Below are 15,640 nucleotides of genomic sequence, written 5' to 3' on the forward strand. Positions count from 1 at the left end.
CTGAGTTTTCGTTTGCAATAATATGTTACGATATAACATATCAATTAAATCTTACAATACCCTTCGCAGAAAAACCGCTCGGCTTTTCCCTCTGTCAATTTGTTAGGTATGATGAAAAGAGAGCGCGCGATGCGGAGCAAGAATGGATATCGACATCAATCAGGCCATTGATTCCTTTATTAAAGGTCCAGCAATTATCGGAAAGATCCGCTTTTCCACGGAGTCCAGACCCGCTTCTGAGAAAGCCGTAAGCGTCGATTTTCCGCGCCTCGAAATCATGCTGGAGGGGCAGTTGCGCGATCCGGCGATTAAAGTCGACTCCACCCAGCTCATGCCGCACGATGTGCTGTACGTTCCGGCAGGCGGATGGAATGACCCGCAGTGGCTGATCCCCTCCACTCTGTTAACCATCTTATTTGGTAAGCAGCAGTTGGAATTCGTCCTGCGCCACTGGGACGGCAACGCGCTTAACGTGCTGGATAAACAACAGGTACCTCGTCGCGGCCCGCGGGTCGGTTCTTTCCTGCTGCAGGCGCTCAATGAAATGCAAATGCAGCCGCAGGAGCAGCACACGGCCCGCTATATTGTCACTAGCCTTCTCAGCCACTGTGCCGACCTGCTGGGTAGCCAGGTGCAAACGTCATCGCGCAGCCAGGCGCTTTTTGAAGCAATTCGTAAATATATCGATGCCCGCTTTGCCGACCCTTTAACCCGGGAATCGGTGGCGCAGGAGTTTTATCTCTCGCCAAACTATCTTTCACATCTGTTCCAGAAATGCGGGCCAATGGGTTTTAACGAATACCTGAATCACATCCGCCTGGAGCAGGCCAGAATGCTGCTGAAGGGCCATGATATGAAAGTCAAAGATATCGCCCACGCCTGCGGTTTCGCCGACAGTAACTACTTCTGCCGTCTATTCCGCAAAAACACCGAGCGCTCACCATCTGAATATCGCCGCCAGTATCATAGCCAGCTCACGGAAAAAACATCGCCCATAAAAAGCTAGATTTTTGTGTGTTAAGCCTGACTTTTGTACGCTCTTTTATCTCTGTATTAGCCCGTATATCCGGATAAACGTGATCTAAATCACTCTTAATCGTAATGCGTACATTTATCCAGTTTTTGGCAAATTTGTCATCTGGCAACCCTTCGAGTGAAAGCCGTATTCTTACCTCAACGACACTACCGAATTAAGCATTGAGGAAAGTACTATGGAACTCTATCTGGACACCGCAAACGTAGCAGAAGTTGAACGCCTGGCACGTATCTACCCGCTGGCTGGCGTCACCACCAACCCGAGCATTATCGCCGCCGGTAAAACTCCGCTTTGGGACGTCCTGCCGCGTCTGCAAAAAGCCGTTGGACCAGAAGGCATTTTGTTCGCCCAGACCATGAGCCGCGACGCTCAGGGCATGGTTGAAGAAGCCAAACGTCTGAGCAACGCCGTTCCCGGCATCGTGGTCAAAATCCCAGTGACTGCCGAAGGTCTGGCCGCTATCAAACTGTTGAAAAAAGAAGGAATTACCACGCTGGGTACCGCCGTGTACAGCGCGTCTCAGGGCCTGCTTGCCGCACTGGCTGGGGCAAAATACGTCGCTCCTTACGTGAACCGCGTCGACGCCCAGGGCGGTGACGGCATTCGCACGGTGCAGGAGCTGCAATCTCTGCTGGAAATGCACGCGCCGGAAAGCAAAGTGCTGGCCGCCAGCTTTAAGACTCCGCGCCAGGCGCTGGATTGCCTGTTAGCCGGTTGCGAAGCAATCACCCTCCCGTTAGACGTAGCGCAACAAATGCTCGGTACCCCTGCGGTAGAGTCAGCTATTGAGAAGTTTGAGCAGGACTGGAATAACGCTTTTGGAACTCTGAACCTGTAACCCGATCGGCGAGCCGCCCAAGGGGGCGGCATCACGGTCACCCAGGAGGAATAGAAATGGATCGCATTATTCAATCACCCGGTAAGTACATCCAGGGCGCAGACGCAGTAACTCGCCTTGGCGGATACCTCAAACCGCTGGCTGAACGCTGGCTCATCGTTGGCGATAAATTCGTACTCGGTTTTGCCGAAGAAAAACTACGTAAAAGCCTGGCGGATGCCGGCCTGGTGGCCGAAATCGCGCCGTTTGGCGGTGAATGCTCACATAATGAAATCAATCGGTTACGTGATATCGCCGGTTCAGCTCAGTGTACCGCCGTACTGGGTATCGGCGGCGGTAAGACGCTGGATACCGCAAAAGCATTAGCACATTTTATGAATTTGCCGGTAGTTATTGCTCCGACGATTGCCTCCACCGATGCGCCATGCAGCGCGCTCTCGGTTATTTATACGGATGATGGCGAATTTGATAGCTACCTGATGCTGCCGCGTAACCCAAACATGGTTATTGTTGATACGCAAATCGTTGCCGGAGCTCCGGCACGCCTGCTGGCCGCGGGCATCGGCGATGCGCTGGCAACCTGGTTTGAAGCGCGTGCCTGCTCACGCAGCGGCGCAACCACCATGGCGGGCGGCAAATGTACTCAGGCGGCGCTGGCGCTGGCTGAACTGTGCTACAACACGCTGATCGAAGAAGGTGAAAAAGCGATGCTGGCAGCGGAGCAGCACGTCGTTACTCCGGCTCTGGAACGCGTCATTGAAGCCAACACCTACCTGAGCGGCGTCGGTTTTGAAAGCGGCGGCCTGGCGGCTGCGCACGCTATCCACAACGGTATGACGGCGATTCCGGACGCTCACCACTACTATCATGGTGAAAAAGTGGCTTTCGGCACGCTCACGCAGCTGGTACTGGAAAACGCCCCGGTTGAAGAAATTGAAACCGTCGCGGCGCTGTGCCACAGCGTTGGGTTGCCTATCACCCTGGCGCAGCTGGATATTAAAGAAGATATTCCGGCCAAAATGCGTCTGGTGGCGGAAGCCGCCTGCGCTGAAGGCGAAACTATCCACAATATGCCTGGCGGCGCAACGCCGGATCAGGTCTATGCTGCGCTGCTTGTCGCTGACCAGTACGGTCAACGTTTCCTGCAAGAGTGGGAATAATCCCTCCTTACACCCGCCCTCCGGCGGGTGTGTTCTTTCATGTTCTTTTCACGCCCCATTGCCAGCCAGAATGATGTGCTTTATAGTGCGATTTTCCTTTGGGTGAATCGTAGATATGCAGTCATCAGATCGAAGAATGAGCATTTACGCCATTCTGCAACAGGACAAAAAAGTCGTTGTCAATGAACTCGCCGAAAAGTTCGGCGTCACCAAAATGACCATCCGCCGCGACCTCTCTTTCTTTGAAAAACAAGGTATTATAAAAACGACCTACGGCGGGGCCTATTTGACCAGCGGCGCCAGCGTTGAGCCAAGCTTTCAACTGAAATCGATACAAATGGTTGATGATAAGCACCTGATTGGCCAAAAAGCCGCCGAGTTGGTCGAAGATGGCGACACCATTATTATCGACTGCGGGACCACGCCGCTGGCCCTCGCTCAGTTTATTTTCGATAAGAAAATCATGGTGATAACCAACTCCATCCCGGTCGTTAATCTGCTGAAAGGGAGAAAAAACATTAAGCTGATCGTGGCACCCGGCGAGTATGAAGACGATACCCAGGGGATGATCTCTTTCAGCACCGCCGACTTTTTTCGCAATATCCACGCCGATAAGGTCTTCCTCAGCACTCAGGGCATCAACGAACTCGGCGAGCTGACGGTACCCAAAATGACCGACGCCCACGTCAAGCAAGCACTGATGCGGGCCGGGCGGCAAAAAATTCTGCTGGCGGATAGAAGTAAATTTGGCCAAACGTTCCTGGCAGGCCACGCGCGCCTGACAGACCTCGACCTCGTCATCAGCCAAACCGGCCTGCCCGCCGATACCCTCTCTCTGATCAATTCGCAAAACGTACAACTGCTGTTGGCTGATACTCATCTCTGATCGCTCAGACGTCTGGCAACAGGCGTCTGTGTTTTATTGTGTTCTGTTAATGTTCTTTTTAGATTTATTGATATCGAAAGAAACAAAATAGATCATTTTTAGATTGACAAAAACACACCTCAGGCGTGGAATAGGGATACCCACTCCAGAATTGAGGTCTTTATGAACGGATTACTGAGCTACAAACCCACCAACAACGATTGTGACTTTGATCGTATCGCCAAAAAACAAGATCAGATGTTTCATCGCGTGGCAACCATTTGCCCGGAACGCGCCGAGATCATCACCGAATCCTTCAAACGCTCCGAAGGCAAATCCATTGTGATTCGCCGGGCGCTTGCGATGGCCGATATTCTGGAAAAAATGACCATCTATATCGAACCGGACATGCTGATCGTCGGTAACCAGGCAAGCGCCAACTTTGCCGCACCGGTCTTCCCGGAATACTCCTTCAACTGGGTTATTGATGAGCTGGACGAATTCGACAAACGTTCAGGCGATAGTTTCCAGGTGTCTGAAGAGACCAAAGCTCGTCTGCGCGTACTGCAGGATTACTGGCAGGGCAAAACGCACCAGGATGAAGTGCTGACTAACCTGCCGCAAATTAACCGCCTGGCGGAAAAACAGGGCGTTCTGCACCGCGGCGGCATCAGTATGTCCGGCGACGGTCACATCATCCCGAACCATGATTTCGTGCTGGAAGTCGGCTACGGCGGCATGCGTGATATCGCGAAACAGCATCTGGCAGAAGACAAAGACCTGACCGAAGAACAAACTGATTTCTATCGGGCCGTCATTATCACCATGGATGCGGCGCTGAATTACTGCAAACGTTTCTCGCTGCTGGCTAAAGAAGAAGCCGGAAAAACCACCGATGCTAAACGCCGCGATGAGCTGCTGGCGATGAGCGATATGTTCGCCCACCTGATGGAAGGTAAAGCACAGAGTTTCTATGAAGCCGTCGAAACCGTCTACCTGACCCACCTGCTGATGATGATCGAAAGTAACGGTCACTCCTTCTCCTTCGGTCGTTTTGACCAGTACGTCTGGCCGTTCTACGAAGCCGATATCAACTCCGGAAAAATCAGCAAAGAGAAAGCGCTGGAGATCCTGACCCACTTCTTCATCATGACCAACAGCCTGAACAAAGTGCGTCCGTGGGGCCACACCCAATATAGCGGCGGCTATCCGCTCTACTCCAACCTGATGGTTGGCGGTATGAAGCCGGACGGCACGGACGGCACCAACGACCTTTCCTACCTGTCTCTGGAAGCGATGGCGTTGACCGGCCTGCCGGAGCCAAACCTGAGCGTGCGCTTCTCCAAAGATACTCCGCACTCGCTGATGCAGGACTCCGCTAAGCTTATCCGCAAAGGATTCGGTATGCCGTCCATCTTCTGTGACGAAGTGGTGATCCCGGCGATGATGACCCTCGGTCTGACGGAAGAAGTCGCTCGCGAATATGCCTCAATGGGCTGCGTGGAAACCGCTATTCCGGGCCGCTGGGGACACCGCGCTACCGGTATGACCTACGTGAACTTCGGTAAAATCCTTGAACTGGTGATGAACAACGGCTGCGATCCAGCGACCGGCGTACAGCTGGTGAAAGTGAACGGTAAAGAAGGTCGTGAGATCAATTATGAATCTTATGATGAAGTGTGGGCCGCGTGGAACCAGCTGCTGGAGTTCTATTCCGACCTGGCGGTGGATTGCGACCTGGTGTGCGACCGCGCGCTGAAATATCACGATGCCGATGCCTTTGCCTCCGCCACCATTAACTGTTCGCTGGATCGCGGTAAAACATTGAAAAACGGTGGCGCTGAGTATGACTTCGTCAGCTCCTCGAACATCGGCCCTTCCGTGGTGGGCGATAGCCTGGCTGCGGTGAGAAAACTGGTCTTTGATGACAAGGTGCTGACGCTCAAGCAGCTGCGCGACGCCATGGACTGCAACTTTGAAGGCATCGAAGGTGCCCGCGTACGCAAACTGTGCCGCAACGCGCCGAAGTTTGGTAACGATATCGATTATGTCGACCACATCGTCGCCGACGTGTTCGAGTCCTATCTGAAGCTGCTGCCGAAGTACAAAACCGACCGCTATGGTAAGGGTCCGAAGGGTTGTGGATACACCATGTCCACCTCCAACATCACCTCTTACGTGCCAAATGGTTTTGACGTTGGCGCGACCCCGGACGGTCGTCTGGCGACCCTGCCGCTGAACGAAGGCGCCTCACCGTGCCTTGGCGCAGACAAAGAAGGGCCAACGGCGGTGATCAACTCCGTGGCCAAGCTGCCGAACCAGAAAATCGCCGGTGGCCAGTTGCTGAATATGAAGTTCACCCCGAGCGCGCTGGAAGGCGATGACAACCTGGAGAAATTCACCAACTTCATGGAAGCCAGCCGTGAGAAGAACATCTTCCACAACCAGTTCAACATCATCGACTCGAATATCCTGCGCGCCGCCAAAGAGCACCCGGAAGATTATCCGAACCTGATGGTCCGCGTAGCCGGCTATTGCGCCCTGTTCTCGACGCTGATGCCGGAAGCGCAGGACGCGATTATCGCCCGTACAGAACTGGCCTGGTAAAAAGCCAGGGTATATATGGAGATAATATGAGAACTGGCCTGATTTCCCGCATTCAACGCTACTCGACCAAGGACGGTCCGGGGATACGCAGTACCGTATTTATGCAGCAGTGTAATTTGCGCTGCCAGTGGTGTGCGAATCCGGAGACGATCAGGCCAGGTTTCAACGTGTTCTGGTTTAAAGAGCGCTGCCGCCAGTGCGGCACCTGCGCTCAGGCCGCAGTCAATAACACAATTACCATGGCCGAGCCGGGCAATGGCGTCAATATCGACCGAAAAAACTGTACCAACCTGCTGGATATGGTCGATATGTGCCCCTATGACGGCTACGAAAAAGTGGGCAAAGAGATGACCTCCCGCGAGCTGGCCGTTCTGCTGCTGCGCGATAAGTCTTTTTACGATTCCAGCCACGGCGGTGTGACCTTTTCCGGCGGCGAACCGGCGCTCCAGGCTGAGTTCGTCAGGGAAACCGCCCTGCTGTTAAAAGAAGCAGGCGTTCATGTTTGCCTTGATACCGCAGGGCATATCCGTTGGGAGAAATTACGCCCGCTGATTGAAACGGTCGATTTGGTCTCTTACGACTTTAAAGCCTTTGATGCCGAGACGCATCTCGCCTGTACCGGCGTAGATAATCGGTTGATCCTTGAAAATGCTAAAGCGATTGCCGCGACGGGCACACCGATGCTTGCCCGGATGGTCATCGTTCCAACGCGCAATGATGACCCGGAAGATATCCGTAAACGCCTCGATTTTATCCGCAAGCTTGGCAGTGCCGTACTGCAGGTCGATATTCTGGAATATCACATCTACGGCGTTGGGAAGTATCAAAAACTTGGCATGCCCTATCTCCTCAACAATATTCCGGCATGTCAGCGAGAAATGACGGAACAAATAAAACATTACGCCGAAGAAATTGGTCTCAAAGCCACCATAGGCGGATAAAGGATGAACATGTTAAATTTTATTATTACCGAAACCTACAAAGAAATGAGTGAACTGGCGGCGAATAGAATAGCGATTGCGCTAGCGAAAAAGCCGGATTTAGTCATGGCTCTGCCAACCGGGGGAACCCCTGTTGGTCTTCTGGAAGAGATGTCCCGAATGGCAAAAAGTGGTGAAGCTGATTTTTCTCAGTCCAAATCATTTAACATTGATGAATATATTCCGCTAAAAAAAGACGATCCACAGAGCTATTATTGGTTTTTAGAACACTATTTTTATCAACCCGCCAATATTCCATCCGAAAACACCTTTGTACCCAACGTGCTGGCCGATGATTTAACCGCAGAATGCGCGCGCTATGAGCATGAAATACAGTCACACGGCGATTTTGATATCACCATTCTGGGAATTGGTCACGACGGGCATATCGGTTTTAACGAGCCTCATGCTACTCATAGCCCCGTCTGTCATATCATCAATCTCAATAAAGAGACGATCGAAGCAAATTCTCGCTTTTTCTCACGCAAAGAAGATGTCCCGCTGCAGGCCATTACCCTCGGCATGGGGACTATCCTGAGAAGTAAAGAGATAGTCCTGATTGCTAACGGAAAATCGAAGGCGGCGGTGATGAAACAGCTTCACGACTGCACCCGCATCGACCCGTTATTCCCGGCATCATTCTTACTGATGCATCCAGACGTCACTATTATTTGCGATCGTGAGGCAGCATCGCTTATCAACGCGTAAGGGGGAGATATGAAAATCCAGAGTGAGCGCGTCTGGCTAGCCGGTGGTTTCTTTCCGGCCCAGCTGACGCTGGAAAATGGAATTATCAGCGATATCACGCTGGGACTTAGCCCAAATGTTGACCACGACTATGGCAACCGGCGTATCATCCCCGGCCTGATCGATACCCACGCCCACGGCGCCTGGGATTACGATACCAATGAAAATGACCCTGAAGGGCTGCGGCGCTGGACATCCCGCTTACCGGAAGAAGGCGTTACCGCATTTTGCCCCACGACGGTGACCGATGAAGATACCACCCTGCTGGCCGCGCTGGAAAATATCTCGCGCGTAATGGATGACGGCTACCGGGGTGCCGAAATTCTCGGCGTCCATCTGGAAGGGCCATTCCTCAGCCACCTGTACCGCGGCGCGCAGCCGGAAAAACAGATCCGACCGGCCAGCATCAGCGCATTTCAGGCTTTCGAACATGCTGCTCGTGGACGAATTATCGCCATCAGCCTGGCGCCGGAAGAAGATGCTGGGTTTGCGCTAACGCGTTACTGCACGCAGAAAGGGATCGTGGTCAATATGGGCCATTCGGATGCTTCCTTTGAGCAGGCGCTGGAAGCCGTAGCCAACGGTGCCAAAAATGTTACCCATGTATTCAATGGGATGGCGAAATATGTCAACCGGGAACCGGGGCTTTTGGGCGCCGCGCTCCGCCTTGATGGCCTGTATGGCGAAGTCATCGCTGACGGCATTTTTGTCAGCCTGGTCTCCGCGGCTAATCTGTATCGCATAAAAAATGATGATGAAGTCATTATGATTAGTGATTCAATGAAATCAAAAGGTTGCCCGCCAGGCCGCTACATGTTCGGCGGAGAACCGATGATTCTGGGCGAAGATGGCGCAACCCGACGGGAAAACGGCGTGCTGGTCGGCAGTACTTTGAAGCTTAACCGTGGGCTCTATAATATGGTTGAAGGTGCAATGGTGCCGTTTGCTTCCGCATTAAAATCCTGCACCACTAATCCAGCACGACTTTTAGGATTAGACCATCGCAAAGGAAAATTACAGCGCGGCTTTGATGCTGACATTGTTATATTAGAAGATGATTACCAGGTTAATACAACATATTGCAAAGGGGTCATCGCTTATTCAGCAAATTAACTAAAGCTTTTATTTGCTGAGTGAAGAACAATTAAGCGATTATTGAGAAATAGCCGCCGTTTTTCTACGTCTTAAATTTATCTAAGATTAAGTATTATAAAGGATTTAATAAAATGCGACAGAGATAACATTAACCTTTTCGTTATTCCCTTAAAAATAAAACCACAAAAATAAAGCGGTTACTAATACCGTAATACCCATCGCAGGGTCAGCCAGTATAAATTCATGCTGGTTTCAGGATTTTATTTTATAAGGAACAACGATGAACATATTGGGTTATCTCCAAAAGGTGGGACGTGCGCTAATGGTGCCGGTCGCCACATTGCCCGCTGCAGCAATTTTAATGGGTATCGGATATTGGATTGACCCCAATGGTTGGGGAAGTTCTAACGCCCTTGCAGCGCTATGTATTCAGTCCGGCGCCGCCATTATCGATAATATGGGCGTACTCTTTGCCGTAGGCGTGGCATATGGCATGTCAAAAGATAAGGACGGTGCAGCAGCGCTGGCAGGTTTTGTGGGTTTTCTCGTCTTAACCACGCTTTGTTCTCCCGCAGCCGTGGCGATGATCCAGAAGATTCCAGCAGATCAGGTTCCTGCCGCCTTCGGCAAAATTAAAAACCAGTTCATCGGCATCATGGTGGGTATTATTGCCGCCGAACTTTATAACCGCTTCAGCAGCGTCGAATTGCCAAAAGCGCTCTCCTTCTTCAGCGGTCGCCGCCTGGTACCTATTATCACCTCTTTTGCCATGATCATCGTCGCCTTTATCCTGATGTTTATCTGGCCGGTGGTATTCAGCGGACTGGTGAGCTTTGGCGAGCATATTCAGAAGCTCGGCTCCCTGGGTGCTGGTGTCTATGCCTTCTTCAACCGCTTGTTAATTCCGGTCGGTTTACACCACGCGCTCAACTCGGTGTTCTGGTTTGATGTGGCCGGGATTAATGATATCCCCAACTTCCTTGGCGGCGCGCAGTCGCTGGCTTCAGGCAAAGCGGTGCTCGGCATTACCGGCCGCTATCAGGCAGGCTTCTTCCCGATCATGATGTTCGGCCTGCCGGGAGCAGCGCTGGCGATTTATCAGTGCGCGCGCCCGGAAAACAAAGCTAAAGTCATGGGTATCATGATGGCCGGCGCCTTTGCTGCCTTCTTTACCGGGATCACCGAACCGCTGGAGTTTTCCTTCATGTTCGTTGCGCCGGTACTGTACCTGATTCACGCTTTCCTGACTGGCCTCTCAGTATTCATCGCGGCCAGCATGCACTGGATTGCGGGTTTTGGCTTTAGCGCCGGTCTGGTTGATATGGTACTCGCCTCCCGTAACCCGCTGGCGACGCAATGGTATTTGCTGATCCCAATGGGTCTGGTGTTCTTTGTTATCTACTACCTGGTCTTCCGCTTCACTATCACCAAATTTAACCTGATGACGCCGGGTCGTGAGTTAGCCGTTGCCGGCAGCAGTGCTGACGGTGAAGACATCAATATTAGCGACAACAAAGAGCAAAGCGCCGCGACATTGGCCCGTCAGTACATTGCGGCTATTGGCGGTTCCGATAACCTGACCGCTATCGATGCTTGTATCACCCGCCTGCGTTTAGGCGTGAAAGACGCCTCTCTTGTTAACGACGCGCTGGCAAGGCGCTTAGGCGCCAGCGGCGTCATCCGCCTGAATAATGCCAACGTGCAGATTATCGTCGGATTTGTCGCAGAGAAAATCGCCAATGAGATGAAAACCACCGGTCACGTCGATGCTGCCGAAGCTCTGCCGCTCACCGTCGCGCCTGCACCGGCCAAACCGCGCGCAACCACCGGCTCCGCGATTATTGCCGAATTGCTTTCTCCGGTAAGCGGCGAGGTTGTCGCGCTGGAACAGGTACCAGATGAAGCCTTTGCCAGCAAAGCGGTGGGTGACGGCATCGCCATCAAGCCCACCAGCAACATCGTCGTCTCTCCTGCTGCAGGCACAATAGTCAAAATCTTCAACACCAATCACGCGTTCTGCCTTGAAACGGAAAAAGGTGCCGAGATTGTAGTCCATATGGGGCTGGATACCGTCGCGCTGGATGGTCAGGGCTTTAAGCGACTCATTGAAGAAGGTGCTGAAGTGACTGCGGGGCAACCGATCCTCGAGATGGATCTCGATTTCCTCAACGCGAATGTGCGTTCGATGATAAGCCCGGTGGTGTGTAGCAACATTGAAGACTTCAGCAGCCTGGAAATTAAGGCGCTGGGTCAGGTTATCGCTGGTCAAACGCCGTTGTATGAGATTAAGGGATAAACTTACAGACAAAATGAGACTGATGACAAACGTGGTTTAGCCAGGGGGCTGCATTCTTGTCGGGTGACAGCTGACGCCTTACCCGACCTACAAAACCATCAATATCATCAGGTTATGCACTCTCTGTAGGCCCGGTAAGGCACTAGCCGCCACCGGGCAATTCCTGAGATGCACACTTCGTCAGCAATCTGAGACTCTCGGTATCCGAACCTCACGTTTCTTCAGGCTGATTATCGTCAGCGCCAGGGCAATCAGCACAATACCTGCGCCTTCCACCAGGCCCGGGTTTTCCCCTAATAGCCACCAGGAAAACAGGACTCCACAGACCGGCACCGCCAGGGTACTCAGCCCCGCGACGCTGGCGGGCAAATTACGCAATACAAAAAGCCAGAGACACCAGGCCAGCGCAGTCGCCAGAATCGCGCTATATCCTAACGCCCAAAAAACGCCGGGCTGCCAGTCAATGCTGCGCTGCGGCACCAACCACGCCACCGCGCTCATCGCCAGCGCGCCATACAGCATCTGCCAGGTGGTCAAGGCCAGCAAATCGACGCGCGGATAGCGGGCGTACATTCGCTTCACCACAATCGCGCTGGCTCCCCAGCTTATGCCGGAGAGGATCGCCAGCAGGGCGCTTTTCATCGATGAAAAATCGAGCTGCCACGGCTGCAGCACCAGCAATAAACCGCAAGCCGCTAACCCAATGGCGGCATACTGTAGCCGTCGCATACGCTCGCCTAAAAACAGCGCCGCCATAATCACCACCCAAAACGGCATGGTATAGCTCAGAATAGCGACCTTGCCGGCCCCGCCGCTGACCAAAGCCCACTGAGCCAGCCCAACCATCCCGCAGGTCTGCAACAGGGCAATCGCCAACGTATAACCAAACGGCGTTGGCCGCATTCCGCGTCCGCGCAGCAGCAAAACGATAAGCAGCAGCACCGCCCCCAAAATACAGCGCAGCGCGGTGAAATCGAACGCGCCGATATAGAGCGTCACCTGCTTCATCGCAATCCAGCTGTAGCTCCAGATAAGCGTCAGAACAATCAGGCCGCCGAAGGCCAACGGGCTGTTTTTCCCTGCCATAGTTATCATCAATCCATCATGAATATTTTGCGGGCACTATACTCGCTTTGCTGACGGGGCGATAAACCAAAAGCGGCGACGAAGGGTGTTTTCGTCGCCGCAGAGCAGATGAGGAGGGAAATCTGAATCCAGATTAAGCCGGGCGCACGCCCAGGGTGTGGCAAATCGCGTAGCTCATTTCCGCACGGTTAAGCGTGTAGAAGTGGAAATCCTTGACCCCTTCGCGGCTTAAAATCTTCACCATATCCATCGCGATATTGGCGCCCACCAGCTGACGGGTTTCGGCGTCATTGTCCAGACCCTCGAACATTTTCGCCATCCAGGTCGGGATCCGCACGTTGGTCATATCGGCAAATTTTTTCGCCTGCTTAAAGTTGGAAACCGGCAGAATGCCCGGAATAATCTCTACATCGATACCCGCAGAAACACAACGATCGCGAAAACGCAGGTAGCTTTCCACATCAAAGAAAAACTGGGTAATCGCGCGATTCGCACCCGCGTCGACCTTACGCTTCAGGTTGAGCAGGTCCGCCTGCGCGCTTTTGGCTTCCGGGTGGACTTCCGGATAGGCCGCGACGGAAATATCAAAGTCCCCAACCTCTTTCAGCAGAGTGACCAGGTCGGCTGCATACATATCCGGCTTACCGCTGCCCGGCGGCAGATCGCCACGCAGCGCAACGATATGGCGAATCCCGCTGTCCCAGTAATCCTGGGCGATGGTACGCAGTTCATCACGGCTGGCGTCGATACAGGTCAGATGCGGCGCAGCCTCCAGACCGGTACGCTCCTTAATACCTTTGATAATGCTATGAGTACGGTCACGTTCACCAGAGTTGGCGCCGTAGGTCACGGAAACAAACTTCGGCTTCAGGCTGCTCAGGCGATCGATGGATTTCCAGAGGGTTTGCTCCATTTCACTGGTGCGCGGCGGAAAGAATTCAAAGGACACATTAATCTGACCCTGCACTTCCGCCAGGCTCTGATTCAGGGCTTCCCGCTGATTGGCGTGAAAAAAGCTCATACCTTACCTCATCAATCGCATTTTATTGTTTGTTGTGTCGCGAACTTCTATACGTTTAGACGTCCAGATGTAAAAATGACGGAAAAGAGCACAGACGTCAATAGAAAAATCTGCGCAAAGAGTGAGGAATATTCAGACAAGATGAAAAAATCTCATCTGCGTTTCGCTCCTTTCTCCCCGGTTGTCCACGAACAGCAGCAAAAAACCGACAAATTAGGATTTTGTGTCCGCACAATTTTGAAGCACTTCAAATAATCACAATTTCCCCCAATCCGATGATGAAAATGAGGTTGCGATGCCACCTACCTTGTTTCACGATAAGTAGAACGTTCTACTACAACGTTCTACCTAACAAAAATAACGCTATGTTGCGTCTTTATTCGGGGAAATCAGCATGAGTCTGATATCAGGGTTCATTAAGTCATTATCAAAACTGTCGATGATTGGTCGGGCGTTAATGCTGCCAATTTCACTTCTGCCTGCGGCAGGCTTACTGCTGGCTTTCGGCGATAAATTCCATCTACCGCTAATGATGAACGCGGGCGGGATTATCTTCGATAACCTGCCAATGCTGTTCGCTATCGGCTCGGCGGTAGGCCTGGCGTCGGAATCCGGCATCGCCGCGCTTTCCGCCGCCGTTTCCGTTTTCGTTACCAATATCACCATCGGTACGGTGCTGAACATTACGCCGGAGATGGCCTCCCAGGGCGGGAAATATGCCATGGTCGTCGGCATCCCGACGCTACAAATGGGGGTCTTTGGCGGATTGATTTGCGGTATCCTCGCCGCCTGGTGCTATAACCGCTTCCATTCAATGCAGTTGCCCGAATTCCTGGGCTTCTTTTCCGGTAAGCGTTTTGTGGCGATCGCCACGGCCTTTCTGTCATTTATTCTCGGCTTGCTGCTGCCGTATATCTGGGAACATATCCAGTCAGGAATCGATGCGTTATCGGTGGTTATCAACGGCAATAACCAGGCCGCCTCGACCTTTATTTTCGGCCTTGTTGAACGTGCGTTAATCCCGCTGGGCCTGCACCATATCTGGTATCCCTCTTTCTGGTACTCTTTCGGCGACTTTACGACCCAGAGCGGCCAGATGATTCACGGCGACCAGACTATCTGGTTCAAAATGCTGGAAGAAGGCGTGAAATCATTTAGCAGCGATAGCTACCAAAACGCCGGTAAATTCATGCAGGGTGAGTTCCCGCTGATGCTGTTCGCGCTGCCTGCGGCCTGCCTGGCGATGTACCACGAAGCGCATACCAAGAATAAGAAAATCGCCGCCGGTATACTCTTCTCCGCCGCCCTAACCTGCTTCCTGACGGGTATTACCGAGCCGGTTGAATTTACCTTTATTTTCGTCGCGCCGATTTTGTACGTCTTCAACGCGATCATGGCGGGCCTGTCCTATATGGCCATGTATCTGCTGCACGCGCATATTGCTAAGTCATTTTCCGCGGGGCTTATCGACTACATCTCCTTTGGTATTCTGCCATCGCTAAACGGCTACCAGACCAACTTCCTGAGCGCGGTGTTTGTTGGCGTGCCGATGGCGCTGATTTATTATTTCACCTTCCGTTTCGTTATCCGTCGCTTTGATGTTAAAACACCGGGCCGGACGGAAGTGACCGTAACCGCTGATGATAAGACCGATGCCGAACTGGCAACCGAGATCATCAGCTTGTTAGGCGGCGCGAAAAATATCGATTCTGTCGGTTCCTGTATTACCCGACTTCGCCTGGAAGTTGCCCAGCGAGACGCTGTCGACAAAGATGGCCTGAACGGAATTGGCGCACGCGGGGTGGTCTTTGTCGGCGATAATGGTATCCAGGTTATTTTTGGCGCCAGAGCGCAATTTATCGCACAAACCATGTCGGGGATGATTGGCAAATAATCAGAAGCTGTTATG

Annotated in this window: 12 protein-coding genes; 10 read left to right on the plus strand and 2 right to left on the minus strand. The window is 52.6% G+C overall.

Annotation, left to right across the window (positions count from 1 at the left end; genetic code table 11):
• The first annotated feature begins 142 nt into the window (after positions 1–142).
• From FN082_RS08480 to nagE, 9 genes are all read left to right on the plus strand, one after another.
• Positions 143–1,006, plus strand: coding sequence for a helix-turn-helix transcriptional regulator (locus FN082_RS08480; protein ID WP_139537314.1), 864 nt, complete (start codon positions 143–145; stop codon positions 1,004–1,006).
• Positions 1,007–1,211: 205 nt separating this feature from the next.
• Positions 1,212–1,874: a fructose-6-phosphate aldolase gene (gene fsa, locus FN082_RS08485; protein WP_139537313.1), complete on the plus strand. Its 663-nt coding sequence runs from the start codon at positions 1,212–1,214 to the stop codon at positions 1,872–1,874.
• Positions 1,875–1,930: 56 nt separating this feature from the next.
• Positions 1,931–3,034, plus strand: a complete 1,104-nt coding sequence (gldA, locus tag FN082_RS08490) for a bifunctional L-1,2-propanediol dehydrogenase/glycerol dehydrogenase (RefSeq protein WP_139537312.1) — start codon at positions 1,931–1,933, stop codon at positions 3,032–3,034.
• Positions 3,035–3,170: 136 nt separating this feature from the next.
• Complete coding sequence (locus tag FN082_RS08495) at positions 3,171–3,920, plus strand: DeoR/GlpR family DNA-binding transcription regulator (RefSeq protein WP_142462243.1); 750 nt, start codon at positions 3,171–3,173, stop codon at positions 3,918–3,920.
• Positions 3,921–4,082: 162 nt separating this feature from the next.
• Complete coding sequence (locus FN082_RS08500; protein WP_142981434.1) at positions 4,083–6,506, plus strand: glycyl radical protein; 2,424 nt, start codon at positions 4,083–4,085, stop codon at positions 6,504–6,506.
• Positions 6,507–6,532: 26 nt separating this feature from the next.
• Positions 6,533–7,447: a glycyl-radical enzyme activating protein gene (locus tag FN082_RS08505; RefSeq protein ID WP_142981435.1), complete on the plus strand. Its 915-nt coding sequence runs from the start codon at positions 6,533–6,535 to the stop codon at positions 7,445–7,447.
• Between the two features lie 9 nt (positions 7,448–7,456).
• The gene (nagB, locus tag FN082_RS08510) at positions 7,457–8,194 is read left to right on the plus strand and encodes a glucosamine-6-phosphate deaminase (protein ID WP_139537308.1); all 738 of its coding nucleotides are present in this window, start codon (positions 7,457–7,459) and stop codon (positions 8,192–8,194) included.
• Positions 8,195–8,203: 9 nt separating this feature from the next.
• Complete coding sequence (gene nagA, locus FN082_RS08515; RefSeq protein ID WP_142981436.1) at positions 8,204–9,346, plus strand: N-acetylglucosamine-6-phosphate deacetylase; 1,143 nt, start codon at positions 8,204–8,206, stop codon at positions 9,344–9,346.
• A gap of 262 nt (positions 9,347–9,608) precedes the next feature.
• Positions 9,609–11,624 (plus strand): N-acetylglucosamine-specific PTS transporter subunit IIBC, encoded by a 2,016-nt coding sequence (gene nagE / locus FN082_RS08520; RefSeq protein ID WP_139537306.1) that lies wholly within the window; start codon positions 9,609–9,611, stop codon positions 11,622–11,624.
• 180 nt (positions 11,625–11,804) lie between these two features.
• Here nagE and FN082_RS08525 read toward each other — a convergent pair whose 3' ends face one another.
• Both FN082_RS08525 and metF read right to left on the minus strand, forming a co-directional pair.
• The gene (locus FN082_RS08525; RefSeq protein WP_180349515.1) at positions 11,805–12,710 is read right to left on the minus strand and encodes a DMT family transporter; all 906 of its coding nucleotides are present in this window, start codon (positions 12,708–12,710) and stop codon (positions 11,805–11,807) included.
• A gap of 133 nt (positions 12,711–12,843) precedes the next feature.
• The gene (metF, locus tag FN082_RS08530) at positions 12,844–13,731 is read right to left on the minus strand and encodes a methylenetetrahydrofolate reductase (protein ID WP_139537305.1); all 888 of its coding nucleotides are present in this window, start codon (positions 13,729–13,731) and stop codon (positions 12,844–12,846) included.
• Between the two features lie 394 nt (positions 13,732–14,125).
• On the opposite strand from metF, the gene FN082_RS08535 reads away from it, so the two are divergent.
• Complete coding sequence (locus FN082_RS08535) at positions 14,126–15,625, plus strand: PTS transporter subunit EIIC (protein WP_139537304.1); 1,500 nt, start codon at positions 14,126–14,128, stop codon at positions 15,623–15,625.
• The last annotated feature ends 15 nt before the right edge of the window (positions 15,626–15,640 follow it).

The organism is Klebsiella spallanzanii (assembly GCF_902158555.1).
GTDB lineage: Bacteria > Pseudomonadota > Gammaproteobacteria > Enterobacterales > Enterobacteriaceae > Klebsiella > Klebsiella spallanzanii.

Excerpts from the sequence above, each read along its gene's own strand:
- FN082_RS08535 (WP_139537304.1), top strand. The coding sequence starts at position 14,126 with ATGAGTCTGATATCAGGGTTCATTAAGTCATTATCAAAACTGTCGATG.
- nagE (WP_139537306.1), top strand. The coding sequence starts at position 9,609 with ATGAACATATTGGGTTATCTCCAAAAGGTGGGACGTGCGCTAATGGTG.
- FN082_RS08500 (WP_142981434.1), top strand. The coding sequence starts at position 4,083 with ATGAACGGATTACTGAGCTACAAACCCACCAACAACGATTGTGACTTT.
- fsa (WP_139537313.1), top strand. The coding sequence starts at position 1,212 with ATGGAACTCTATCTGGACACCGCAAACGTAGCAGAAGTTGAACGCCTG.
- FN082_RS08525 (WP_180349515.1), bottom strand. The coding sequence starts at position 12,710 with ATGGCAGGGAAAAACAGCCCGTTGGCCTTCGGCGGCCTGATTGTTCTG.
- metF (WP_139537305.1), bottom strand. The coding sequence starts at position 13,731 with ATGAGCTTTTTTCACGCCAATCAGCGGGAAGCCCTGAATCAGAGCCTG.
- nagB (WP_139537308.1), top strand. The coding sequence starts at position 7,457 with ATGTTAAATTTTATTATTACCGAAACCTACAAAGAAATGAGTGAACTG.
- FN082_RS08505 (WP_142981435.1), top strand. The coding sequence starts at position 6,533 with ATGAGAACTGGCCTGATTTCCCGCATTCAACGCTACTCGACCAAGGAC.
- gldA (WP_139537312.1), top strand. The coding sequence starts at position 1,931 with ATGGATCGCATTATTCAATCACCCGGTAAGTACATCCAGGGCGCAGAC.
- FN082_RS08480 (WP_139537314.1), top strand. The coding sequence starts at position 143 with ATGGATATCGACATCAATCAGGCCATTGATTCCTTTATTAAAGGTCCA.
- FN082_RS08495 (WP_142462243.1), top strand. The coding sequence starts at position 3,171 with ATGAGCATTTACGCCATTCTGCAACAGGACAAAAAAGTCGTTGTCAAT.
- nagA (WP_142981436.1), top strand. The coding sequence starts at position 8,204 with ATGAAAATCCAGAGTGAGCGCGTCTGGCTAGCCGGTGGTTTCTTTCCG.